Here is a 23,898-nt window from a genome sequence, read left to right as displayed (position 1 = left end):
TTCAGTCCCCATTAAGCCAGATTCAACAACTGCTTATCAATATAGTTTCTGGCGATCAATGCATACTCAAGCGGGTTTGCCACATCAGGGTCCTGTTCAGCTTCAACGACAATCCATCCGGAATAATTGTTCTTTAACAGCAGCTGATATACTTCTCTAAAATCAATGCATCCATCACCGGGAACCGTAAACATGCCTTTTAAAAACGATTGCCGAAACGACTTCCCTTCAAGCCTGCACTGTTCCATGACATTCAGTCTGGCATCTTTAAAATGCACATGCTTAATGCGGGCGAAATGCTTCTCAAGCATTCCCATGTAGTCTCCGTCAGAAATATAAGCATGGCCTGTATCATAGAGGAGGTGTACATGCGCAGGGTCTGTACCCGCCATCAGATGGTCCACTTCTTCCGCCGTTTGAACGCCGGTGCCGAGATGATGATGATAGACGAGCTTTAAGCCATGCTGATCGGCAATTTTGCCAAGGTGATCGAGCCCTTCACAAAGCCGTTCCCATTCTTCATCATTAAAGTACGGTTTATCTGTGAACACGTTTTTTTCCAAGCTTTGCACACTGTAGGTTTGTTCAGAGACAACAGCGACATCCGCTTTTACTTGCTGTAAGTACTCACAATACGCTTTAAACGCCTTTGCTGTTTCTCCGAGTCCGTCTCGGAGGATGAAGCTGCTGAACCATTTTCCTGCGATCCGCAAATTCCGAAGCTTCAGCTCTTTATTCAGAATGGCAGGTTCGGGGAAAAAGCCCCCGACTTCCGTGCCTTGAAAACGCGCGACGACAATATCACTTAACAAATGCTGAAGAGTATTTCCCGCTCCGATTTCAGGCATATCATCATTCCGCCACCCAATGGGAGCGATCCCCCACAGGATTTCATTTTTGCCCATCTATGATGCCTCCCCTCTAATACTGCTTAGCAGATTCCAGCATTTTCTCTTTTGCTTCGTATGCTTTCTGAACACTTTCTTGTTCAGACACCTCTGCTACGCCGACATGCCACCAGCTGTCATAGCCGTCCGTCATTGTTTTTGGCAGAACCTTCATTTCAATTAACGTTGATACGTCCTGTTTCTTCGCATCCTCTAACGCCGCTTTTAACTCTTCTACTGTGTTCGCACGATAGGTTTTCGCGCCGTAACCCTCAGCAACTTTCGCATAATCGACATTTAAAATCTGGTTGTCATCTGTGCGGAACTCGCAATAGTAGCTGCCACTGCCGTGATCCATTTGCAAGTTGTTGATACATCCAAAACCAGAGTTATCAAAGAGCAGCACATTGATTTTCTTGTTGTACTGAATCGCTGTAATCAGCTCAGAGTGAAGCATCAGGAAGCTGCCGTCTCCGACAATGGAATACACTTCTCTGTCAGGATGGGCCAGTTTAAGACCCAGTGTCCCGGACACCTCATAGCCCATGCAGGAATACCCGTACTCCAGGTGATACGTATTTGGCACATTTGAATGCCACAAACGCTGCAAATCTCCTGGAAGAGAGCCTGCTGAACAGATGATTACGCTGTCTTCAGCAATCGTTTCGTTGATTGTCAGCAATGCTGTTGTTTGCGGAAGCTCAGTATTTAACGCGTCAGCGTATTCGTTTAGAACCTCCTGGGAGAAATGATTTTTGATTTCCGGATCAAATGCCTCCCGTTTAAACGTCACTTTGCTAAGGCGTTCGCGTTCAGCGAGCCATTCTTCCTTTAGCTCCTTAATCGTTGAGCCGAATTCACTCTTATAGCCTTCAAGCAAGCCGTTCAGTTTGCCAAGCGTTATTTTCGCATCCGCCACCACTTGGAACGCGTCGAGTTTATACGCCTGCATTCGGCTGACATTAATGTTCAGGAACTTCGCTTTATCAAAATCAAAAGCGGTCTTAGAGGATGTCGCAAAATCCGTATATCTTGTGCCGATGCCGATAATCAAATCAGCTTGGCGGGCCGCTTTATTTGCCGCAAGTGTACCTGTGATGCCCATTCCGCCGAGGTTGTTCGCAAAATCAGCTTCAACTGTCGACTTTCCTGCCTGCGTTTCAACTAACGGAATGTGATACGCTTCAGAAATGGCAACCAATTCATCGCGCGCACCGGAGTATTTTGCGCCTCCGCCGACAAGGATCACAGGATTTTTGCTGGCTTTCATCAGCTCCGCCGCACCTTGCAGCTCGCGCTCGCTCGGCTGCATGCGATCAATATAGTGAATCCGTTTGACGAAGAAACTTTCATCAAAGTCGTATGCTTCTCCTTCCACATCCTGAGAAATACAAATCGTTGCCGGACCTGCTTTTGCCGGATCAGTCATGACTTCAAACGCGCGCAGCAAACTGCTCATAAGCTGCTCAGGACGCGTAATGCGGTCCCAGTATCTCGATACAGGTTTCAATGCATCGTTTGTTGTAATCGCCGCACTGTATTCTTGCTCCATCTGCTGCAGTACAGGATCTGGCTGTCTTGTCGCAAAAGTATCTGCCGGAATCAAGAGAACCGGGATATTGTTTGCCAATGCAGTGCCGGCTGCCGCCACTAAGTTGGCCGCTCCCGGTCCGACGGATGTAGAGACCGCATATATTTTTCTTCTCAGCATTTGTTTGCTGTACGCCATTGCGGCATGCGCCATTCCTTGTTCATTTTTCCCTTGATAGACTTTCAAATGGCCTGCATCCTGCTCAAGCGCCTGGCCAATCCCTAATACGTTACCATGACCGAAAATCGTGAAAACCCCTTCAACGAAAGGCTCTTCCTTTCCATCTACATGGATGTACTGCTGGTTTAAGAATTTAATCAGCGCTTGTGCTGTTGTTAAGCGAATTTTCTTACCCACAAACGATCCCACCTTTCCTCGATCTTTTTCAATTATGACTGTGCTTCAATAAGCTGTACGATTTCTTCCGCAGTCGGCATCGCTTCTGACGAACTGTGCTTGCTCACCACAATGGAGGCTGACGCGCTGCCGTATTTCAATGCCGTTTCGATATCTTTTCCGCTGACAAGGCCATAGATAAAGGCTGACGCATAGGAGTCACCGGCTCCAAAGGTTTTCAGCACTTTTGTCTTGTACGCTTGCGCTCGGTATACCTCACCAGATTTGCTGTATGCGTAAGAGCCTTCGACGCCGTGTTTGATGACAACGAGGTCGGCTGAATGGCCAAATAAATGATTGACGGATTCCTCATTGCTTCCGCCTGTGCGATTTTCCATCGCGTCAAACTCATCGCGTGTGCCAATGACGATATCAGACTGCTCGGCGACCAAAGAATAGTAAACGGCTGTTTCATCCGCTGACTGCCACGTATATGGGCGGTAATCCAGTTCGAACACCACTTTGACCTGATGCTTTTTCGCATATTGAACGGCTTTCAACACCGCTTCCCGTGAGGGGCTTTTGGCGAGCGCTGTCCCAGAAACAAGCAGCATTTTCGCCTTTGCGATATACGCCTCGCTTACCTCTGAAGGCTCCAGATAGAGGTCTGCCACATCATCGCGATACATTAAGATGCTGCACTCCTCAGGGCTGAGGATTTCTGTAAATGCCAGGCCCGCTTTATGGCCATCTTGATCAACAATCATCTGGGTTGTGTCAACGCCGGTATTTCTCATATAGGACTCTATGAATCTTCCATGCTGGTCATCTGGAATTTTGCCGATGAAGCCCGCTTTTAAGCCTAGCTTCGCACTGCCGATCGCGATATTCGCAGGTGAACCGCCGACGTATTTCGAAAATGTCATTGTTTCTTCCATTGGGCGGTTGTATTCGACTGCGTTGAGATCAATACATGCCCGGCCGATGGCAACAATATCAAAAGCCTTCTCTTCATTAAATGTATACTTCATCGTAAACAGCCACTCCTCACTTGTTAGCGTTCTAAAATCCACTCATGCGCCGGGTCATTATGAAACTTCCATTTCCGCGTCGGCCCTGCCATGACATTTAAATAGTAGGATGTGTATCCGTCCGGAACGCCTACCGGGTGGTATCCAGCAGGAACAATGACAACGTTTTCATTTTCTACAGTCATTGTCTCGTCAATAGAGCGGTCATCTGTGTATACACGCTGAAACACAAAGCCCTGTCCCGGGTCTAATTCATGGTAGTACGTTTCTTCTAAGAAAGATTCTTCCGGCAAGTTGTCTTGATCGTGTTTATGAGGCGGGTAGCTGGACCAGTTGCCGCTGTCTGTATAGACTTCAACTACTAACAGGCTGTTAGCTGAAGGGTCTGAATCCGGAAGAATGTTGTGAACAGTACGTTTGTTTGAAAACTTCCCGCGATGCTCAATTCCGGTGTCTTCCGCTTTGATTAGCTTTGTCGGAAGCTGTTTTTCTGATGGAGAATAGCAAAGCGCCACTCTTGCGTCGCTGACCGCTGTAATCTCAAATGCACGGTCATTTGAAATATAGACGCTGTCTGTCGGTTTTCGTTCGAATACGCTTTCACGTGTGCCGATATTCTCAAAAGTCGACTCATGATCGGTCACTGTGATTTTTCCCGTTACTGCCACAATACAAATTTCTTGTTTTTTCAACTCTTCTGCATAGCTGGAACCGGAAGCGAGATCTAACACTTTAAACTCTACATAGGTGAGATCAGAGTTGGATTTCGTTACTTCGTGCACCAGTTTGACCCCATTCGATCCTTCATTCGACTGCGGCTTACGCAACAAATAACTCATAGTGAAGCCCTCCTCTTTCTATTGTAAGAATGAGTCCGAACAGCGCACATGGACGCCGTTCGGCTGTTCGTCGTTTAGTTGAAATCAGGTGCCGGATATCTTGCTGTAACCACTTTTTTACGCGTATAGAAGTCGACGCTGTCTTTTCCGTTCGCATGCAGCGTTCCAAAGAATGAAGACTTCCAGCCTGAGAATGGGAAGAACGCCATTGGAGCCGGCACACCTAGGTTGATGCCGAGCATTCCCGCATCGATGTTTTCACGGAAGTAGCGGATTGCATTTGAGTTGGATGTGAACAGGCAGGCACCGTTCGCAAACTCAGACTTATTGGCAATTTCAATCGCTTCTTTCAGGTTTTTCACGCGGATAACAGATAAGACCGGTGCGAAAATTTCATCTTTCCAGATCGTCATCTCTGTCGTGACATTGTCAAAGATCGTCGGGCCGACAAAGTAGCCTTCGTCAGACCCATTTTCACGTCCGTCACATACGAGTCTCGCGCCTTCTTCCAAACCTTTTTCGATATAGCTGAGTGTGCGTTTCTTGTTGTCTTCGCGAATAACCGGTCCTAAGAACACGCCGTCATCAAGGCCGTTACCGATTTTAATGTCAGCCACTTTTTCCTGCAGCTTCGCCATAAACTCATCAGCGATTCCTTCTTCAACCGTCACAACCGCACAAGCCATGCAGCGTTCACCGGCAGAACCGAAGGCTGCTCCGATGATGTTGGTGATTGTGTCTTCGAGATTCGCATCGTTCAGGACAATCGTATGGTTCTTCGCTCCTGTCAAAGATTGAACGCGTTTTAAGTTTTCGCTACCTTTTTTGTAGACGTATTCGCCGACCGGCTTAGAGCCTACGAATGAAATCGCTTTAATTTCAGGATGCTCGAGGATGCCGTTTACAACATCATGCGCACCATATACGACGTTGAATACCCCTTTCGGAAGACCCGCTTTTTCAAAAAGCTCAACCAATTTCTCTGTTAACAGCGGAGTCCGCTCAGATGGCTTTAAAATAAATGTGTTTCCGAGTGCGATTGCCATCGGGAACATCCAGCAAGGAACCATCATCGGGAAGTTGAATGGCGCGATTCCGCCGACAACTCCGATTGGGTAGCGGTAGTTGGCCGCTTCAACGTCCGTTGCGATGGAAGCAAGTGAGTCACCCATCATCAGGGAAGGTGCTCCAGCTGCGAATTCCACGTTTTCAATTCCGCGTCCCACTTCTCCAAGAGCTTCTTTTGTGTTTTTTCCATTTTCAATGGTAATCAGATGAGCAAGTTCCTCTATATGCTGAGAAAGCAGCTGCTGGAAGTTAAATAGAATTCTGGCACGGCGCGGAACCGCCACTTTTGACCAGGTTTGAAATGCCTCAGCCGCTTTTTGCGCAGCGTACTCAATATCCTCTTTTGTAGAGATCGGCACTTGGCACAGCACTTCTTTCGTCGCCGGATTAACAACGTCTTCGTATTGATCTGTTTTACTTTCAACCCATTCACCGTTGATATAGTTTTTTAATTTTCTGATTTCTGCCATTCTTATTGCCTCCTTCATTAGTAAACACATACACTTGTATGGATGGTTCAAGATAGATTCATATCAATATCCACTTTTCAGCAAGCCAAGAATTAAACGCTTTCAAAAAAACCAAAAAAATAAATGGCGATGCAATTTGAGATAAGCAACCATTTCATGCACATCAGGTTACTTTTTGGTCATTTCTTGGTTATATTCTAATCGCACAATACCCATAAGTCAATCATAAACACTACATTTTTTCATTATTTTTATTATATTAATCTTTTAACTAATTAAGAGATAAACAAGAAGCCCGTCGATTCTTGCAAAAGATATACACCGGTGTTATCATTTTTTAGCAACTATTGATCAACTCTTGGTTTTCATTATATATTTATGTTACGTAAAGATTCAAGAAGGAGTTTTTAATATGAAACTGATGCGGATTCAGGAAATGGAGGAGTACATTTTATCGCATGGCACTGTTTCCTTAGATGAGCTGTGCCAGGTGTTCAATGTCTCTAAAAACACAGTCAGACGAGATATCAACAAGCTAACAGAAAAAGGTGCGATTGAAAAAGTATACGGCGGCGTAACATCTATTGAAAAAACCGCATTAGTTCCTTTTGAGAATCGCACCATTCAGCACCAAGATGAAAAAACAAAAATTGCCCATTATGCTTCCCGTTTTATTGAAGATCATGATTTGATCTTCATTGATTCAGGAACGACAACTAAGTCTATTCTCGATACGCTTGATCCGGCCAAAAATGTCACCATTCTAACCAACAGTTTGGACATTATCAATGCGGCGTCTGCTTTGAAGAATATCAACTTAATCATTATCGGAAACAACTATAAGAGAAAAACCCGCTCCTTTGTCGGCATGGACGACCCGGCTATGCTTGATAAGTACAACATCAACAAAGCCTTTATGTCCGCTACCGGAACGACGCTGACACACGGATTGACCAATTCCGATCTGCTGGAGTACGACATTAAAAAAAGGATTTCGGAAAAAGCAAGAGAAGTGTATTTATTGGCTGACCATTCTAAATTCGGAAAATCAACGCTTTTGACGTATGCGCCGTTTGACAGGCTGCATTGCATTGTGACATCTCAGCCATTAGATGACGAGTACACACAGTACTGTAATGAGCACCAAATCAGCATTCATCTGGCCTAACGGTTACAATAGTGTTGAGAGTCTTTCATCCATTTTATTCTAGGAGGCAGATCATGAAAAAAGCTACGCTTGGAAAATCAGACTTGCAGGTCTTCCCTATCGGATTAGGAACAAATGCTGTCGGAGGACATAACCTCTACCCGAACCTGAATGAAGAAACCGGGAAAGAATTGGTACGCGAGGCGATCCGTAATGGTGTGACCATGTTAGACACCGCTTATATTTACGGGATCGGCCGTTCCGAAGAGCTAATTGGTGAAGTGCTGAGCGAGTTCAATCGCGAAGATGTCGTCATCGCGACGAAAGCGGCGCACAGAAAAGAAGGAAATGACTTTGTTTTTGATAACTCACCAGAATTTCTTAAGAAATCAGTTGATGAAAGCCTGAAGCGTTTGAACACGGATTATATCGATCTGTTCTACATTCACTTCCCGGACGAACATACGCCGAAGGATGAAGCGGTTAATGCGCTGAATGAGATGAAACAAGCCGGAAAAATCCGTTCCATCGGTGTATCCAACTTCTCTTTAGAGCAGCTGAAGGAAGCAAACAAAGACGGCTTGGTAGATGTATTGCAAGGCGAATACAACCTGTTAAACCGTGAAGCGGAAAAGACATTTTTCCCGTATACAAAGGAGCATAACATTTCATTTATCCCTTACTTCCCGCTCGTATCAGGATTATTGGCAGGAAAGTATACAGAAGATACAACGTTCCCTGAAGGAGACCTGCGAAACGAACAAGAACACTTCAAGGGCGAGCGTTTTAAAGAAAATATCAGAAAGGTCAACAAGCTTGCGCCGATTGCCGAAAAACACAACGTGGACATCCCTCACATCGTATTGGCTTGGTATTTGGCAAGACCGGAAATTGATATTTTAATCCCTGGAGCAAAACGTGCCGATCAGCTGATTGATAACATCAAAACAGCCGACGTAACGCTTTCTCAAGACGATATTTCGTTTATTGATAAGCTGTTCTCATAATAAAAGGAAACCCGCCTTCTCACTTAGGAAGGCGGGTTTTGTATATTAATCTTGATCGCATTTCCCATCTTTATACTTAATTGGATTTATCTCATCCTTTTTTTCATTTTTTAAAATTTGAAGTTACTTTTTCCCTAAAGTAGTAGTATGATAGGAATTGTTGAGCAGAAAATGAACTTTGCAATCTTTCTTTTGTCTTATTTTTCTTTGATTCTGCTTACGATATCATCTTAGAGAAGAGGTTGAATACGATGAAGGTTTTGCTGAAAAACGAAGGCGGACTGACAAAGGAAGTAAAAGTCGGATTTAGCTGGACGACTTTCTTCTTCGGGTTTTTCCCTGCGTTATTCCGCGGTGATTTAAAATGGGCTGCGATCATGTTTATTATTTCTGTCGTTCTTGGCTCATTTACGTTAGGAATTGGCGGCTGGGTCAGCGGCATTGTTTTCTCATTTATTTATAATAAGCTTTACATAAAAGAACTGATCGAAAAGGGATACCGTCCAGCAAACGAAGAATCCCAAGCGATTTTAGAAAGAAACCAAATCGTTACACCTGCAGCATAAGAATGAAAACCTTACCCCATTAGGTGTAAGGTTTTTTCATGACATTTCCCCTTCGGCACATGAAATGCAGGTGCAGAAACGGCCTGTTTTCCGATAAATATGAAGAGCACCGCCCCTATGATCAGCAGCTTTTTGCTTTTGATTTTATCGGAGAGAAATCCAAACAGGCTCGCATCAGGGATAGACCCCAAGGGACAAGAGAAGCATTTGTAGGCTATACTTACACATTTTTTCTTTTCCCAATTTGTAAAATAACTTTTTTAACTTTTCACATTTGAAAATCACATGATCATTTCATTATGCTGTTGTAAACCACGTAAATAGATAAGCTGTTGTCCCTTCATATCCAAATACCAGAAACAAATTCCATTCATCAAAGATGACGACATGTCTGCTTTCATTTGTAAATAGCCGTTCATCAATTTGAATCCCGTTATTTTCATAGGCAAGAATTCGCTGTAAAACAGATGCTCTGTCAAATTCTGAAAAGACCCCATACTCTATTACCGGTTCCAGTATTTTGGTGATTACAGCCTCTCTGTTTTTCTCTACCGCTGCTCTTTTCCATTCCCAGCCTTCTTCCGCATACTCTTCCCTCTCCATCAATAAACTAAAGACCTCTTCAACTGATCTCTCCTCTGGTCGTTCAGCTGTTAAGTAAAAAACGAATGATTCTGATTCAGGCTGGCGAAATTCCTGAATACTGATATGTGGTAAAAAAGCCAATTGGCTGCTGCACACTTTCTCAAGCTTTTGTTTTTTCAACACGGTAAAACCTCCTTTTATTCATATCCTTGCGTGAAAAAGGTTTTGGCGCTTACAATGATGTTGAAAGGAATGATTACATTGGCAAATACTCAATTCCCTCTTATCACACAAAACCTTTCTCTCGATCTCGTGAATACTGAAATCATAAGCTATGATAAACGGCACGATCTTATCCAGTCAGAAAAAGATCTGATGGCATGGTTAGAAATAATGGGAGAAACCGCTCCTTTTCTCCATTCTTTTACATTACAGCAAGTCCAAGAACATGATTCTCTCGTGCTACAACGAATTCATCAATTTCGCGCTGAGCTGAGAAAACACTTTGAGCGTATCGCCGAGGGCAGTGAACCCTCTCAAGCTTTCATCTCTTTCCTGCAAGATCAAATTGCCGCCGCTCCCTTTTCTTATCAAATCATAGTTGACACACTGGCCCGCATACCGAATGGAACACTCGATCAATCCATTTTATCGCTTATCGCTTACGACGCGTTATGGCTGATTCATACAAAAGAAATCCAACAGCTGAAAAGGTGCGCAAACGAAAAGTGCATTTTGCTCTTTCTTGATAAAACAGGAAGGCGAAAATGGTGCTCCATGAAGATATGCGGCAACAGACAAAAGGTCTCGCGCCATCAGAACAAAATCAACAATGAGTAAAAAACCGTTCCCCAGTGAACGGTTTTTTATTGCCATCATATACTAACCATTAAAAATTAAATTGACAGGTTAGTTTATAACTATTATTCTATACCTACTGGAGGGATTCATTTGGAAAACAACTTCTTTTTGAAAATGAAAGGAAAAGGGAAAACACCTTTACAGGTAAATAGCAAAGATGCTGTTACAGGGCTTATAGGAGGATTTATCACCATATTGGCACTTGCTTCATTGACCGCTTATACTTCAAGCTTATGGTTAATGGCACCTTTTGGAGCAAGCTGTGTGCTCGTATTCAGCGCTTGGAATGCTCCATTATCACAGCCGAGAAATGTGATTGGCGGCCATTTCATTTCTGCACTTACAGGGATTGTTGTCTTTGAGGTGTTCGGGGCCCATCCATGGACCTTTGCATTAGGCACAGGACTTGCCATTTGCTTGATGATGCTGACTAAAACCACTCATCCTCCTGCCGGCGCAGATCCGATTGTCGTCATTCAAGGGGCGTATGCTTGGAGCTATTTAGTATTTCCCGTACTTATTGGATCTGTCATCATCGTGATCATCGCTCTCGTTATCAATAACTTGCGCAAAAATCGCCAATATCCCGCATTTTGGCTTTAATATTTCCTTTTTTCAAAACAAATGTTTCAAATTTGATAGGGAAAGGGTACTCCTTTATTAACTTTGTTAAACATATATGAGGTGCTCATTGGTTCAACAACTGAGGGGGAACATTTGTGAAAAAAGACATAAGGAAATATATGATCTACTTTTTCGGCGCTTTAGGGGGGCTGCTTTACGGTTACGATACGGGCGTCATCTCTGGAGCGTTACTGTTTATCAACAACGATATTCCTCTAACAACATTAACAGAGGGATTGGTCGTCAGTATGCTGCTTCTTGGCGCGATTTTCGGATCAGCCTTAAGCGGCACATGCTCAGATCGCTGGGGCAGGAGAAAAGTTGTATTTGTCCTCTCCATCATTTTCATTATTGGTGCGCTCGCTTGCGCATTTTCTCAAACGGTCGGCATGCTGATTGCGTCTCGGGTGATTCTCGGGTTGGCCGTCGGCGGTTCAACGGCACTGGTGCCTGTATATCTTTCAGAAATGGCGCCGACAAAAATCCGCGGAACACTGGGCACGATGAACAACTTAATGGTGGTTACCGGTATTTTATTAGCCTATATCGTCAACTATCTGTTCACGCCATTTGAAGCGTGGCGCTGGATGGTGGGGCTGGCTGCGGTGCCTGCTGTGCTTTTATTAATCGGGATCGCGTTTATGCCTGAATCACCAAGATGGCTCGTGAAACGCGGGCGTGTAGAAGAAGCGAAAAACATTATGAAAATCACTCATGACCAAGAAGATATTGAACAGGAACTTGCAGATATGAAAGTAGCGGAAGCAGGGAAAAAAGAAACAACACTCGGCTTGCTAAAAGCCAAATGGATTCGCCCTATGCTTCTCATTGGCGTCGGCCTTGCCGTTTTTCAGCAGGCTGTCGGCATTAACACGGTGATCTACTACGCGCCAACCATTTTCACGAAGGCCGGTCTCGGCACATCGGCATCAGTACTCGGCACAATGGGGATCGGCGTCCTCAACGTCATCATGTGCATCACCGCCATGATCTTAATTGACCGTGTCGGCCGCAAAAAGCTCCTGATCTGGGGAAGCGTCGGCATTACACTGAGCTTGGCCGCATTAGCAGCTGTGCTCCTGACACTGGGGCTCTCTACATCAACAGCATGGCTGACCGTCGTTTTTCTCGGCGTCTATATCGTGTTTTACCAAGCAACATGGGGGCCGGTTGTATGGGTTCTGATGCCTGAGCTCTTCCCATCCAAAGTACGCGGAGCCGCAACAGGCTTTACTACTTTGGTATTATCAGCGACCAACCTGATCGTGTCGCTCGTCTTTCCGCTGATGCTCAGCGCGATGGGCATCGCATGGGTCTTTACCATTTTTTCAGGGATCTGTCTGCTTTCATTTTTCTTCGCCCTCTACGTGGTTCCTGAAACCAAAGGGAAAAGCTTGGAAGACATTGAAGCAAGCCTGAAACAACGGTTTAAAAAGAAGAACAGCAGCCAGAGCCAAGTGCTGAATGAGCGTACATTATAAAAAAGGAATCGTCTCACAGGACGATTCCTTTCTCTGTTACACCATAACCTTGCACATATTGTTCGTAAATTCCACAGGGTCCTGAATCGGCAGGCCTTCGATGAGAAGCGCCTGATTGTACAGGAGATTTGTGTACAGGCTCAGCTTCTCTTTATCTTGTTCAAATGCGTCCTGCAGTGTTTGGAATACCTCATGATTCGGGTTGATTTCCAGCACTTTTTCCGCCTGTACATTTTGGCTGTCCGGCATCGCGTTTAAGATTTTTTCCATCTCAATCGTGACTTCGCCGTCAGCAGCAAGGCAGACCGGATGTGATTTGAGTCGTTTTGAGATTTTGACGTTTTTTACTTTATCTGACAAAATGTTTTTCATTTCCTCAAACAGATCCTTGTACTTGCTTTCCTCTTCCTCTGACTGCTTTTGATCCTCATCCGTGTCTATGCCAAGATCCCCGCTTGATACGGATTTAAATTCTTTTTCCTGATAAGATGTCAGCATTTTAATCGCAAACTCATCGATGTCCTCTGTGAAGTAGAGAATTTCATAGCCTTTGTCCGCTACCATTTCCGTTTGCGGCAGTTTCTCAATGCGATCGTATGAATCACCTGTCGCGTAATAAATATATTTCTGCTCCTCAGGCATTCTGGATACGTACTCATCTAGGCTGACCAATTTTTTCTCTTTCGAAGAGTAGAATAATAAGAGGTCCTTCAATTGTTCCTTATTCGCGCCAAAATCATTATAAACGCCGAATTTCAGCTGTCTGCCGAACGACTTGTAGAACGTCTCGTACTTCTCACGGTCTTTTTTGAGCAGGCTTTGCAGCTCGCTTTTGATTTTTTTGCTGATGTTTTTCGCAATCAGCTTCAGCTGACGGTCATGCTGCAGCATTTCCCTGGAAATGTTCAGTGACAGATCCTCAGAATCGACCATCCCCTTCACGAAGCTGAAGTGGTCCGGAAGCAGGTCCGCGCATTTGTTCATGATCAGAACGCCATTGGAATACAGCTCCAAGCCTTTCTCATATTCCTTGGAATAATAGTCAAACGGCATGTTTTCAGGAATAAATAGAATTGCGTTATAGCGTACGGCGCCATCCACACTGATATGAACGTGTGAGAGCGGTTTATCAAATCCATAATGCTTTTCAGCATAGAACTTTTCATAGTCCTCATCTGTCAGCTCGCTTTTGTTTTTTCTCCAGATCGGCACCATGCTATTGACTGTCTGTTCTTCCTGCACCTCTTCAAATTCATTTTCGCCGTCTTCCTTCGGCTTATTAATGGTAGTATCCATTTTGATCGGGTAGCGAATGAAGTCGGAGTACTTTTTGATGATCGCTTTTAAACGATATTCCTCTAAAAACTCGTCATAGCTGTCATCTTCTGTGTTCTCTTTGATTGTCAGGATAATGTCTGTACCGACAGCATCCTTTTCACACGGCTCAATCGTATAGCCGTCTGCGCCCGCAGACTCCCATTTATACGCCTCTTCGCCGCCGAGCGCCTTACTGATGACCGTCACGACATCGGCAACCATAAACGCCGCGTAAAAACCGACACCGAATTGTCCAATGATGTCATGGCCGTCTTTCTGCTCGTTTTCCTTTTTAAACGCAAGGGAACCGCTTTTTGCAATTGTTCCGAGATGCTGCTCAAGCTCATCCTTTGTCATCCCGATTCCCGTATCAGAGATCGTTAACGTTCTCGTGCTTTTGTCAGCTGTGACCTTTATGTAGTAACTGTCTTTATCAAACGTAAGCGCATCGTCTGTCAGCGCTTTGTAGTAAATTTTGTCAATCGCATCACTCGAATTGGAGATTAACTCACGCAGGAAAATTTCTTTTTGGGTATAAATGGAGTTAATCATCATATCCAGCAGGCGTTTGGACTCTGCTTTAAATTCTTTTTTAGCCATTCTAGATCGCTCCTTTTTGATTTGTTGTTATGTTATGTAAACCCTTTTCAGCATCTATTTATTACATACGGTGACAATTGTCAACTAGATTGATAGATGCATATATATGTAAATTTAACATGATTTAGATGCGTTTTCACTATTTATTCTGAAAAAAAGAGAGGCCATCACCCTCTCTTTTTTTCAGCCTCGTTCCAGCGGCCAAACTCCCGCTTCATCCATATATGCACCGGATAGAAAAACAAACCGAACGGTATCAGAAACAATAGATTATGCCATGAAGCATTCAGAAACGCGCTTGCTGTCACCGGAAACGTAATCTCCTTCAAGATAAAAGAGACGACAGTCAGCACAACAAACGCCGATGGAATCGTGATAAAGCAATAAAACTTGAGTTCCTTCTTGTGCTGTATCTTCAAACACACAAACCTCCCAACAATTTCCCAATCCATCTTAACATATGTTGGCAGTTCTTTTCCGGCATGTTTATCACTGCATAGAGCGGGAAGACAAATAGAAAAAGGAGGTCTCGTCATGGGAAGACTTGAAAACAAAACCGCAGTGATCACAGGTGCCGCGACAGGCATTGGACAAGCGACGGCAGAGGTTTTTGCCAATGAAGGCGCGCGTGTGATAATTGGAGACATCAATACAGATCAAATAAAAGAAACAGTTGAAGCAATCAGACAAAACGGAGGACAGGCGGATGCCATACACCTTGATGTGTCGAATGAAAATAGTGTGAAAGCATTTGCTGATCAAATGAAGGAGACGTGCGGAACGATAGATATTCTGTTTAATAACGCCGGCGTTGATCAGGAGGGCGGAAAGGTGCACGAATATCCGGTTGACCTGTTTGACCGAATTATCGCCGTCGACCTGCGCGGCACGTTTCTTTGCAGCAAATACTTGATTCCGCTCATGCTCGAAAACGGAGGCTCCATCATCAACACCTCCTCCATGTCAGGCCGGGCCGCGGACCTCGACCGCTCCGGCTACAACGCCGCAAAAGGCGGAATCACCAATCTGACAAGAGCGATGGCGATAGATTACGCAAGAGACGGCATCCGCGTCAATTCCATCTCACCGGGCACGATCGAAACGCCGCTGATTGACAAATTAGCAGGTACCAAAGAACAGGAACTGGGCGAAAAATTTCGCAAAGCCAACAAATGGGTCACGCCGCTCGGACGCCTCGGCCAGCCGAAGGAAATGGCGACGGTGGCGCTGTTCCTCGCTTCAGACGACAGCTCATACGTTACAGGAGAAGACATCACCGCAGACGGCGGCATCATGGCATATACATGGCCTGGGAAGATGCTGATTGATGAGAAGTGGAAATAAAATTCAGATGATTCATTAAGAGAGGGTGGATAGAAATCTGCCCTCTTTTATTGAATTTAGGATTAGCTTTTCTAGAAACCTATAAATTAGATTATTAGAACTAATCACATTATTATAATTATCTAATTTATCATCTTGAAGATTCATTTAATATGATATCTTTATCCAAAAGAAATTAAATAATCTCCACCATCTAATAGTAAGTTGATCCCAAAGAAAAATATAGTAAATGATATTGATTTTACCGATAATTTATACTAGAATAACTAAGAAACTAGTACAAAAGGAGTGTTGTTTATGAGAGAATTATCTAATTTAGAATTAGAAAAAGTGGAAGGCGGTAACTGGCAAAATGTTACGAAGAATGCTCTATTTGCCGCTGCTGATGGAGCTGCAATCGGAGGAATGTTTGGTGGCCCAGCGGGCGCTTTTGTTGGGGCTCATTATGGGGCTGCTGCATATGCTATTGGTTACGCTTTGGATCACAGAAAATAAAACTATGTTAGGGGAATATACATATGAATAATTTAGAGAATAAAAATTTTGAAGTCTTATCTGATAGTCAGCTTGAGTTAGTAGAAGGGGGTTCTGGCTATGGTGATGGTGTAGCTGGAGGACTCACAGGAGGAGCTATACTGGGTGGTGTAGTAAAAGGAGCCCAAAATGGCGCAAAATATGGAAGACTAGGTGGAGCATGGGGAGTTGCCGCTGGTGTTGTAGTTGGAGGAGCCATCGGTGGTTACTTAGGATATAAAGGGGCTTAAAAATCCCTAATTTAAGACGATCTGTTTGATTAACAGATTGTCTTTCTTTTTTAAAATAATTAGAATCATGGAGTATTTAGATGTTCTTTAAAAAATACCAATATGTAAAACAAATCGATGAAAAAGACTGTGGAGCAGCTTGTCTTGCCACTATATTGAAGCATTACGGCTCCAAATTATCAATAAATAAAATTCGAGATATTGCGGGAACAGATAAACAAGGCACCAGCGCACTTGGACTAGTCAGAGCCGCTGAACAATTAGGCTTTTCAGCAAAAGGAGTAAAAGCTGACAAAACAGCTTTAGAAGAACCCATTACACTGCCGGCTATCGCACATATCATTCTTGATGGACAATTATTACATTATGTTGTTATTCATAAAATTACAAAAGATCAGGTTATTATTGCAGATCCTGGCCGCGGAATCATTAAGTATACAAAAAAAGAATTTTTAGAAATTTGGACAGGAATATTAATTTTACTGACTCCTTCTGAAACATATAAGATCCATGCTGAGACCAGTACTATACAAAGTGATATATTCAAATTGATACTTCATCAAAAATCATTGATCATACACACAATTTTAGCATCCTTTATTATTACAGTTTTCGGTATTATGGGGACTTTTTATTTTCAAACGGTCATTGATGAGATTTTACCAAATGGATTGAATAGCACGTTACATATACTTTCATTCGGCCTCATCATTATGTACTTATTTAAAGTCCTTTTAACAGCCTTTAGGCAATATTTAATGATATTATTGGGCCAAAAATTAAGTATTTCAATAATGTTTGGTTATTTCAAACATGTACTTAGCTTACCGATGAAGTTTTTTAGCACTCGAAAGATCGGGGAGATTATATCAAGATTTAATGATGCTAACAAAGTAATTGATGCGATTATTAGCGCCTCTCTTTCAGTAGTACTTGATACAGTAATGCTTGTAATGGTAGGCATCTTTTTATATCTGCAAAATACAACTTTGTTTTTGATTACTTTGGCTTTTATTCCATTTTATGTTCTTACAGTTTGGCTCTTTATGAAGCCATATGAATCTATCAACATTACTGAAATGGAAAACAATGCTCAGCTGACATCAAAAATAGTTGAAACACTTAATGGTATTGAAACAGTTAAAGCATATAATGCTGAATATATGATGTCATATGAGACAGAAAAGAAATTTGTGAAATATTTGCGCTCTGCTTTTAAGCACGGCGTTATTGATAACCTTCAGAATTCTATTAAAATGTTTCTGGATTTAGTAAGTGGAGCATTCATATTGTGGATCGGTTCAACTCAAGTCATGAAAGGAAATCTCACAGTGGGGCAGCTCATTACATACAATGCATTGTTAACGTATTTTTTGAACCCTTTACAGAATATAATAGGCCTTCAATCGAAACTTCAGTCAGCTTCTGTTGCTTCTAAACGACTGGGAGAAATACTAGAAGTAGAACACGAAATAAAAGATAAGGATGCTCAGATAACAACGCCAGCGTCTATTAATGGCCCAATAGAATTTAATAAAATTAACTTCCGATATGGTACTCGGCGACTAATCTTAAAAGATATTACATTACATATAGATAAAGGGGAGAAAGTCGCTTTAATTGGAGAGAGCGGTTCCGGCAAATCTACTGTAGCTAAACTCTTAATGAAATTTTATACAGCTGAGTCTGGTGAAATTTTAATTAATGGTTATCATATCAATGATATTCATGCTCATGCATTAAGAGAAAGTATCGGTTATATCCCTCAAGAATCCCACTTTATACAGGGGTCCATTTTTGAAAACCTTCTGCTAGGTAACTCAGGCAGTTTTACATTTGAAGAGATTATAAAAGTATGTAAACAAACTAAAGCACATGATTTTATCAATGATTTACCAATGAGATACGATACACTTGTAGAAGAAAACGGGTCTAATTTATCTGGAGGCCAGAAACAAAGACTCGTAATTGCCAGAGCATTATTAAGAAAACCTAACATTCTCATAATGGATGAATCAACTAGCAATCTCGATACGACTACCGAACAAGGAATATCAAAGATGATATACGATCAGACTGTTGGTATAACTACGATTATAATCGCTCACCGTTTGAGTACAATTATGAATTGTGACAAAATATTTGTCATGGAAAATGGAGAAATCATAGAGTATGGGAACCACAATGATTTATTGAAGAAAAAAGGCAAGTACTATGAATTGTGGGAGAACCAAATGCCATCCAAAGGGATGGTGACTATTTAGATGAAACGTAACTTTTTCAATTTACATGATTTGAAGGATAGCAGAGAATTCTATGAATCAAAACCCAAACCAATTGGTGTTTTATTTACATATATACTGATAGCTTTACTTATTGCATGTATTGTTTTTAGTTTCTATGGAAAGAAAGAAGTGATTCTAAAAACGACAGCTGACATCCAATATACCAAGCCTAACAGCAACGTAACAAGCGAAGTAGCCGGAAAAGTAAAAACTATTGATATTAAACAGGTTGATAAGGTGAAAAAGGGAGATACTCTATTAACTCTAGACAATACTGAAATCCAAGCGCAGAAAAAAGCTGTTAAAGCAGATATCAAAGATTTAAAAGAACAAGCTGCGTTAAACAAAACTCTAAAAAAAAGTATTGAAAATGACAAAAATTTATTCAGTGAGGACGATCATTGGGGTTATCAAGATCAATATCTCTCGTACGAAAAACAAAGTAATTTGTTAGAGTCATCAAAAGAAAATGCAAAAACTCAGCAGAAAAAACTTAAGAAGCAGAAAAAAAGCATAAAAAATAGTCTCGATAAGACAAAAAAAAAAGTGGAACTAAAGCTTCAAAGAATTTCTGATCTGCAAGACTCCATTAAAAACAATAAATCCTTTGCCAAACAGGATGATAAGTATAGTTCTTACTATAATAGTTATCAAACTAACAAACAAAATGTAGAGCAGCAGCTTGATGATCTACGGAAGATGAAAGATGAGCTCGATAAAAACAGTTTCTCACAGCAGAAAGAGAATCTAAACGGACAGCTTGAAATTTTAAAACAAGATATGGTAGTAAAACTAAGTGAAGAAAAAGACGAATTAAATCAATCACTTGATGAGATTAACAGTTCAATGAAAAGTGGCGATTCTGATAGTGCTTCCGATAACTCAGAGGAAACAAATTATAAGCTTTCAATTGAACAGCTTAAAACAAACTTGCTAAATCAAACATCTCAAAAGCAAACAGATCTTCAGACCACTCTTAAATCAAAAGAAGATGATCTAAAGATGATAGATTTACAATTAGAAAAATATAAAATAAAAGCAACTAGTGACGGCTATGTTAATGTACTAACAAATATATCTCCAGGTGACAATTTACAAGCAGGCACTGCTATTTTGACTATTGTCCCTGATAAAGAGAAGCTTAAAGGTAACATTTATATTCCGAGTCATGAGATCACAAATATTAATGAAAAAGATAAGGTTAGATTCCATATTGAAAATACAAATCAAACCATTAAAGGTGTCATTACAAAAATAAGTCCAGACAGTATAAGTGATCAAAACGGGCAAAAATTTTACATTGCTGAAAGCACCATAGAGAAAAATAAAGTTATGAACGATAATGGATCAACTTTACACTTAAAAAATGGAATGCAGACTGATGTTTCAATTTTAGTGGATTCTAAAAGGTACATTGATTATCTATTAGAAATACTACATTTACAATAATAAAATGTAAATAAAACAGTGACAATTGGACTCACCAGCCTGAAATAAATAAAGTTACTTAGAATAAGTGAACAACTCAAAATAAACTATTATACAATTTCATTTTTGTGGATTCATTTCTTGTTTTATGTAATTATGTTATCATTACAACTAAATTTTCAACAGAAAGGTCAAGTAATTTATGTCGCAAAACAAACTATTATTTTTACTCTTTTCATTTTCTTCTATCATTCACTTGCTTTTCAACACGATTTTAGACCCTGCTTCAAGCTGGAAATCTTGGTCGGTGAACATTGCTCTGATTCTTTTGGCCCTTCTATTTTTAAATCTCACCTTGAAAGAAAAGAAAGAAACGCGAAAGAACAAGTGACAAAACGACACAAAAGCCCGGACTGAGTATCCGGGCAAATGGATATCCGTTAGAAACGCTACCTCTCTAAGACTTCCTTTTCAAAACATATTGAAGTAACTCCGCAGGCTGATTTTTTCGTTTATAGCAATACAACCTTATACTTCTTCACATCCAAAAACTGCAAAAACTCCCTCGCCAGCACTTCCGGCGCATGCGTCTTCCCTTCATCCAGCCGATACAAAATCAGCCCGATAATCATCGCGGATACATAATAGGCATAAAGCTTTTTCTCCGCATGAATGTCAGTCTGCTGATGCAGGTAAAACGATTCCAGCGCTTTGAACATATCAGGTATCACATGAGGAACACCCCATTCCCGATTGAGAAAAGGGACAATGGGCATGTTTGATAAAGCAGAAAGCAGACTGGCTAACGCCTCCTCCGCATCCTTTAAAGAAAGCTCATTCGGACTTGAGGCAATCGACAGGTGATCTATGATCTCCGCACACGATTGCTGAATCATGGTTTGCAGCAATTCTTCTTTACTGGCATAGTGATCATAAAAGGTTGCGCGGCGGATATTGCTTTTACGGGTAATATCCGAAATCGTAATGGCCGCGTAGTCTTGTTTCTCCGCCAATACGTCCAACAAAGCCTTCTGCAGCGCCTCTCTCGTTCGAACCACACGCCTGTCGATTTGCTTGTCCTCCTGCCGCTCCCCTGACGCAGCCTGTCCAAACAGCCAATAAAACCTCTTTTGAGAAACAAGCTCCCATACCTTTTGGCTGATGGCTTCCGGAGACGCGTCCGCATCCTCATTCAGCCAATAGAGGATAATTGCGTACGTGTATAAAGCCCGGTAATGTCCGTAAATCTCCTGTTCAATCGGCGTCAGATTCACATTGACCGGAGCCAGCAGGACATCCTGCTGAAACACATCCTTAAAAAAACGATCAAAATGTTCTCTGTTCATCATCGTGCCAAAAAAGGATCGATGCTCGTGAACAAAGGACAGAGTCGGATGCACGGTGTGCCGTTTTTTATTTAAATGGAGTGTGTCCATATGCTTAAAGGCGTCATAGAGCGCTTCGCCCAGCCCTTCCTTCATGTCTTCGATTACATCCTCAATAATGGAGAACTTGTCTTCATAATAAAGATAGAGCGTCCCGCGGCTCACTTTGGCATTCTCAGCAATTTCTTTCATTGTGATATGTTGAATATCCCTTTCTTCCAATAAGGCCAGCAGCGCCTGTTTCACTTGAGCTTCAGCAGATTCCGGCACAAAAGACACCCCCAATCATTAGACAGATGTTCGATATATGTACGGTAACGTATAGATGGTTCACCGTTGTCTTTCTTACAGAAAAGGTACCACTTTATAATAGGTCTGAGAAAAGAAGAAAGCAAATGAGGGGGATTTTACAATGGAACAGCAAGTAAAAGACGACATTCAGCGTGTCTTTCAGCTTCAGAAAAAACAGCAAAAAGCACTGCGCGCTTCAACAGCGGAACAGCGCATAGAGAAGCTTCAGCGCTTTTTAGATTCCGTCATTGCCCATGAAGAAGAAATCATCGAAGCGATTCGCAAAGACGTCCGCAAACCATATCACGAGGTCAAAAGAGCGGAAATCGAAGGAACGAAAAAAGCGATCAGAGATAATATGAACAACCTGGAACAATGGATGGCGCCTAAAGAAGTCGGTTCATCTTTAAGCCCTGACGCAAACGGAATTCTTATGTACGAGCCTAAAGGCGTAACGCTCATCCTCGGTCCGTGGAACTATCCGTTTATGCTGACGATGGCGCCGCTTGCCGCTTCTCTCGCAGGCGGAAACAGCGCGATTGTGAAGCTGTCTGATTTTACGATGAACACAAGCAACATTGCCGCAAAAGTGATTCGAGACGCTTTTAACGAAAAAGAAGTCGCGATTTTTGAAGGAGAGGTTGAGGTGGCAACCGAGCTTCTAGATCAGCCGTTTGACCACATTTTCTTCACTGGAAGCACAAATGTCGGAAAAATCGTCATGACAGCAGCGGCCAAACACTTGGCATCTGTCACACTTGAGCTTGGCGGCAAGAGCCCAACGATCATTGACAGTGAATACGATCTCACGGACGCAGCGAAAAAGATCGCCGTTGGGAAATTCGTAAACGCCGGCCAAACCTGCATCGCACCTGATTATCTGTTTATTAAAAAAGATGTGCAGGACAAATTCGCGGGCATTTTACAAACAATCGTCAACGCAGGATTTATGGAGGATGATCGCAATCCGGACCGCAGCAAATTTACGCAGATTGTCAACGACCGCAACTTCAACCGCGTCAAAGACCTGTTCGACGACGCTATCGAAAAAGGTGCGGAAGTCGTGTTCGGCGGCGTATTCGATGCCAGCGACCGCACGATCTCGCCAACCGTTTTGAAAAACGTCACGCCCGACATGAAAATCATGCAGGAGGAAATCTTCGCACCGATCCTGCCAATGATGAATTATGAAGACATCGACGAGGTCATCGATTACGTAAATGACCGCGATAAACCGCTTGCGCTTTATGTATTCAGCCACAACCAAGGCCTGATCGACAACGTCCTTCAGCATACAACATCAGGCAACGCAGCCATTAACGATGTTGTCGTTCATTTCAGTGACGTCAACCTGCCCTTCGGCGGCGTCAATACAAGCGGAATCGGCTCCTATCATGGAGTATATGGATTCAAAGAGTTTTCTCATGAGAAGGGTGTATTTATTCAATCCGCTAAATAATCGCATGATCAAAAGGCGCTTCCTTAGAGGAGCGCCTTTTATTGTAACTCCTTGACCAAAAGCAATTCATCACGGATAGGTATTTTATTATCTGCCAGTAAAGGAATTTCGGGCTTCATCTTTCTGGCCGTCTCGACTGCATTCACAAATAGTCGATCCAACCGGTACCCTCTCTTCTGATAAAACGCTAATGCATGAATATTATCATTGGTTGTGATCAGTTTTATTTGTTTGACATTTCTCTCTCTGCATGCTTCCTCGGCTTTCTCTAGCAGAGCTGTTCCGATCCCTTTATTCTCAATGACACTATCCAGCGAAATGATTTCACAGGCATTTTCTTCAAATATGTATGTAATAAGGCCAACAATCTGGTTATCATCGTTGAGCATTCCATAGCCATCTAATTCATCGCAGTTATAAATACCGCTAGAAATAACCATTTGCGGACTGCCCCAGTGTTTTTGAAAAAACGCGGAAACAAGATCTTTTGGTATCTGGCATGTCGGAATAATATTCATATTTTCCTCCTTTT

General features: G+C 42.4%; 22 protein-coding genes. 12 read left to right on the top strand and 10 right to left on the bottom strand.

Features of this window, described 5'->3' with window-relative positions; genetic code table 11:
* Positions 1 to 11: 11 nt before the first annotated feature.
* The 5 genes from iolE to iolA form a co-directional block, all read right to left on the bottom strand.
* The gene (iolE, locus tag V6D41_RS16540) at positions 12 to 905 is read right to left on the bottom strand and encodes a myo-inosose-2 dehydratase (RefSeq protein ID WP_333518943.1); all 894 of its coding nucleotides are present in this window, start codon (positions 903 to 905) and stop codon (positions 12 to 14) included.
* Positions 906 to 921: 16 nt separating this feature from the next.
* Positions 922 to 2,835: a 3D-(3,5/4)-trihydroxycyclohexane-1,2-dione acylhydrolase (decyclizing) gene (iolD, locus tag V6D41_RS16535; RefSeq protein WP_333518942.1), complete on the bottom strand. Its 1,914-nt coding sequence runs from the start codon at positions 2,833 to 2,835 to the stop codon at positions 922 to 924.
* 32 nt (positions 2,836 to 2,867) lie between these two features.
* On the bottom strand, positions 2,868 to 3,845 hold the full coding sequence (gene iolC / locus V6D41_RS16530; RefSeq protein WP_333518941.1) for a 5-dehydro-2-deoxygluconokinase: 978 nt from the start codon (positions 3,843 to 3,845) through the stop codon (positions 2,868 to 2,870).
* A 23-nt stretch (positions 3,846 to 3,868) separates the two neighbouring features.
* Positions 3,869 to 4,684 carry a 5-deoxy-glucuronate isomerase gene (gene iolB, locus V6D41_RS16525; protein WP_253268710.1) on the bottom strand — a complete coding sequence of 272 codons (816 nt, stop codon included), beginning with the start codon at positions 4,682 to 4,684 and terminating at the stop codon, positions 3,869 to 3,871.
* Between the two features lie 74 nt (positions 4,685 to 4,758).
* Positions 4,759 to 6,222 carry a methylmalonate-semialdehyde dehydrogenase gene (gene iolA, locus V6D41_RS16520; protein WP_333518940.1) on the bottom strand — a complete coding sequence of 488 codons (1,464 nt, stop codon included), beginning with the start codon at positions 6,220 to 6,222 and terminating at the stop codon, positions 4,759 to 4,761.
* 412 nt (positions 6,223 to 6,634) lie between these two features.
* Between iolA and iolR the strand changes: the two genes are divergently transcribed.
* The 3 genes from iolR (at position 6,635) to V6D41_RS16505 (ending at position 8,942) form a co-directional block, all read left to right on the top strand.
* Positions 6,635 to 7,390, top strand: a complete 756-nt coding sequence (iolR, locus tag V6D41_RS16515; RefSeq protein WP_148963251.1) for a myo-inositol utilization transcriptional regulator IolR — start codon at positions 6,635 to 6,637, stop codon at positions 7,388 to 7,390.
* A gap of 53 nt (positions 7,391 to 7,443) precedes the next feature.
* The gene (locus V6D41_RS16510; protein WP_087991953.1) at positions 7,444 to 8,376 is read left to right on the top strand and encodes an aldo/keto reductase; all 933 of its coding nucleotides are present in this window, start codon (positions 7,444 to 7,446) and stop codon (positions 8,374 to 8,376) included.
* A gap of 251 nt (positions 8,377 to 8,627) precedes the next feature.
* The gene (locus tag V6D41_RS16505; protein WP_121641573.1) at positions 8,628 to 8,942 is read left to right on the top strand and encodes a DUF2628 domain-containing protein; all 315 of its coding nucleotides are present in this window, start codon (positions 8,628 to 8,630) and stop codon (positions 8,940 to 8,942) included.
* 297 nt (positions 8,943 to 9,239) lie between these two features.
* Here the strand turns inward: V6D41_RS16505 and V6D41_RS16500 are convergent, their stop codons facing one another.
* Positions 9,240 to 9,710, bottom strand: a complete 471-nt coding sequence (locus V6D41_RS16500; protein WP_333518939.1) for a hypothetical protein — start codon at positions 9,708 to 9,710, stop codon at positions 9,240 to 9,242.
* Between the two features lie 69 nt (positions 9,711 to 9,779).
* Here V6D41_RS16500 and V6D41_RS16495 point away from each other — a divergent pair, with 69 nt between their 5' ends.
* From V6D41_RS16495 to V6D41_RS16485, 3 genes are all read left to right on the top strand, one after another.
* Positions 9,780 to 10,367 carry a CGNR zinc finger domain-containing protein gene (locus tag V6D41_RS16495; protein ID WP_333519054.1) on the top strand — a complete coding sequence of 196 codons (588 nt, stop codon included), beginning with the start codon at positions 9,780 to 9,782 and terminating at the stop codon, positions 10,365 to 10,367.
* A gap of 135 nt (positions 10,368 to 10,502) precedes the next feature.
* Positions 10,503 to 10,991 (top strand): HPP family protein, encoded by a 489-nt coding sequence (locus tag V6D41_RS16490; protein ID WP_242519884.1) that lies wholly within the window; start codon positions 10,503 to 10,505, stop codon positions 10,989 to 10,991.
* Positions 10,992 to 11,107: 116 nt separating this feature from the next.
* The gene (locus tag V6D41_RS16485) at positions 11,108 to 12,493 is read left to right on the top strand and encodes a sugar porter family MFS transporter (RefSeq protein WP_333518938.1); all 1,386 of its coding nucleotides are present in this window, start codon (positions 11,108 to 11,110) and stop codon (positions 12,491 to 12,493) included.
* Between the two features lie 36 nt (positions 12,494 to 12,529).
* Here V6D41_RS16485 and htpG read toward each other — a convergent pair whose 3' ends face one another.
* Together htpG and V6D41_RS16475 are read right to left on the bottom strand one after the other, a co-directional pair.
* Positions 12,530 to 14,410, bottom strand: a complete 1,881-nt coding sequence (gene htpG, locus V6D41_RS16480; protein ID WP_333518937.1) for a molecular chaperone HtpG — start codon at positions 14,408 to 14,410, stop codon at positions 12,530 to 12,532.
* 167 nt (positions 14,411 to 14,577) lie between these two features.
* The gene (locus V6D41_RS16475; RefSeq protein ID WP_333518936.1) at positions 14,578 to 14,829 is read right to left on the bottom strand and encodes a hypothetical protein; all 252 of its coding nucleotides are present in this window, start codon (positions 14,827 to 14,829) and stop codon (positions 14,578 to 14,580) included.
* A gap of 115 nt (positions 14,830 to 14,944) precedes the next feature.
* Between V6D41_RS16475 and V6D41_RS16470 the strand changes: the two genes are divergently transcribed.
* The 5 genes from V6D41_RS16470 to V6D41_RS16450 all read left to right on the top strand — a co-directional run bounded on the left by V6D41_RS16470 (position 14,945) and on the right by V6D41_RS16450 (position 20,252).
* A complete protein-coding gene (locus tag V6D41_RS16470; protein WP_333518935.1) occupies positions 14,945 to 15,754 on the top strand; it encodes an SDR family oxidoreductase in 810 nt (269 codons plus the stop codon).
* Positions 15,755 to 16,051: 297 nt separating this feature from the next.
* Positions 16,052 to 16,249: a Blp family class II bacteriocin gene (locus V6D41_RS16465; RefSeq protein ID WP_148963244.1), complete on the top strand. Its 198-nt coding sequence runs from the start codon at positions 16,052 to 16,054 to the stop codon at positions 16,247 to 16,249.
* Between the two features lie 23 nt (positions 16,250 to 16,272).
* The gene (locus V6D41_RS16460) at positions 16,273 to 16,518 is read left to right on the top strand and encodes a Blp family class II bacteriocin (protein WP_148963243.1); all 246 of its coding nucleotides are present in this window, start codon (positions 16,273 to 16,275) and stop codon (positions 16,516 to 16,518) included.
* Between the two features lie 80 nt (positions 16,519 to 16,598).
* A complete protein-coding gene (locus tag V6D41_RS16455) occupies positions 16,599 to 18,782 on the top strand; it encodes a peptidase domain-containing ABC transporter (RefSeq protein ID WP_333518934.1) in 2,184 nt (727 codons plus the stop codon).
* Positions 18,783 to 20,252: an HlyD family efflux transporter periplasmic adaptor subunit gene (locus tag V6D41_RS16450; protein ID WP_333518933.1), complete on the top strand. Its 1,470-nt coding sequence runs from the start codon at positions 18,783 to 18,785 to the stop codon at positions 20,250 to 20,252. It begins immediately after the preceding gene.
* A 491-nt stretch (positions 20,253 to 20,743) separates the two neighbouring features.
* Here the strand turns inward: V6D41_RS16450 and V6D41_RS16445 are convergent, their stop codons facing one another.
* Positions 20,744 to 21,886: a TetR/AcrR family transcriptional regulator gene (locus V6D41_RS16445; RefSeq protein ID WP_333518932.1), complete on the bottom strand. Its 1,143-nt coding sequence runs from the start codon at positions 21,884 to 21,886 to the stop codon at positions 20,744 to 20,746.
* 142 nt (positions 21,887 to 22,028) lie between these two features.
* Between V6D41_RS16445 and V6D41_RS16440 the strand changes: the two genes are divergently transcribed.
* Positions 22,029 to 23,366: an aldehyde dehydrogenase family protein gene (locus tag V6D41_RS16440; RefSeq protein WP_333518931.1), complete on the top strand. Its 1,338-nt coding sequence runs from the start codon at positions 22,029 to 22,031 to the stop codon at positions 23,364 to 23,366.
* A 38-nt stretch (positions 23,367 to 23,404) separates the two neighbouring features.
* On the opposite strand, the gene V6D41_RS16435 is transcribed toward V6D41_RS16440, so the two are convergent.
* Positions 23,405 to 23,884 (bottom strand): GNAT family N-acetyltransferase, encoded by a 480-nt coding sequence (locus tag V6D41_RS16435; RefSeq protein ID WP_333518930.1) that lies wholly within the window; start codon positions 23,882 to 23,884, stop codon positions 23,405 to 23,407.
* Positions 23,885 to 23,898 lie beyond the last annotated feature (14 nt).

The organism is Bacillus sp. 0102A (assembly GCF_036765155.1).
Lineage (GTDB): Bacteria > Bacillota > Bacilli > Bacillales > Bacillaceae > Bacillus > Bacillus subtilis_G.
This window is presented reverse-complemented; position numbering and strand designations above follow the sequence as displayed.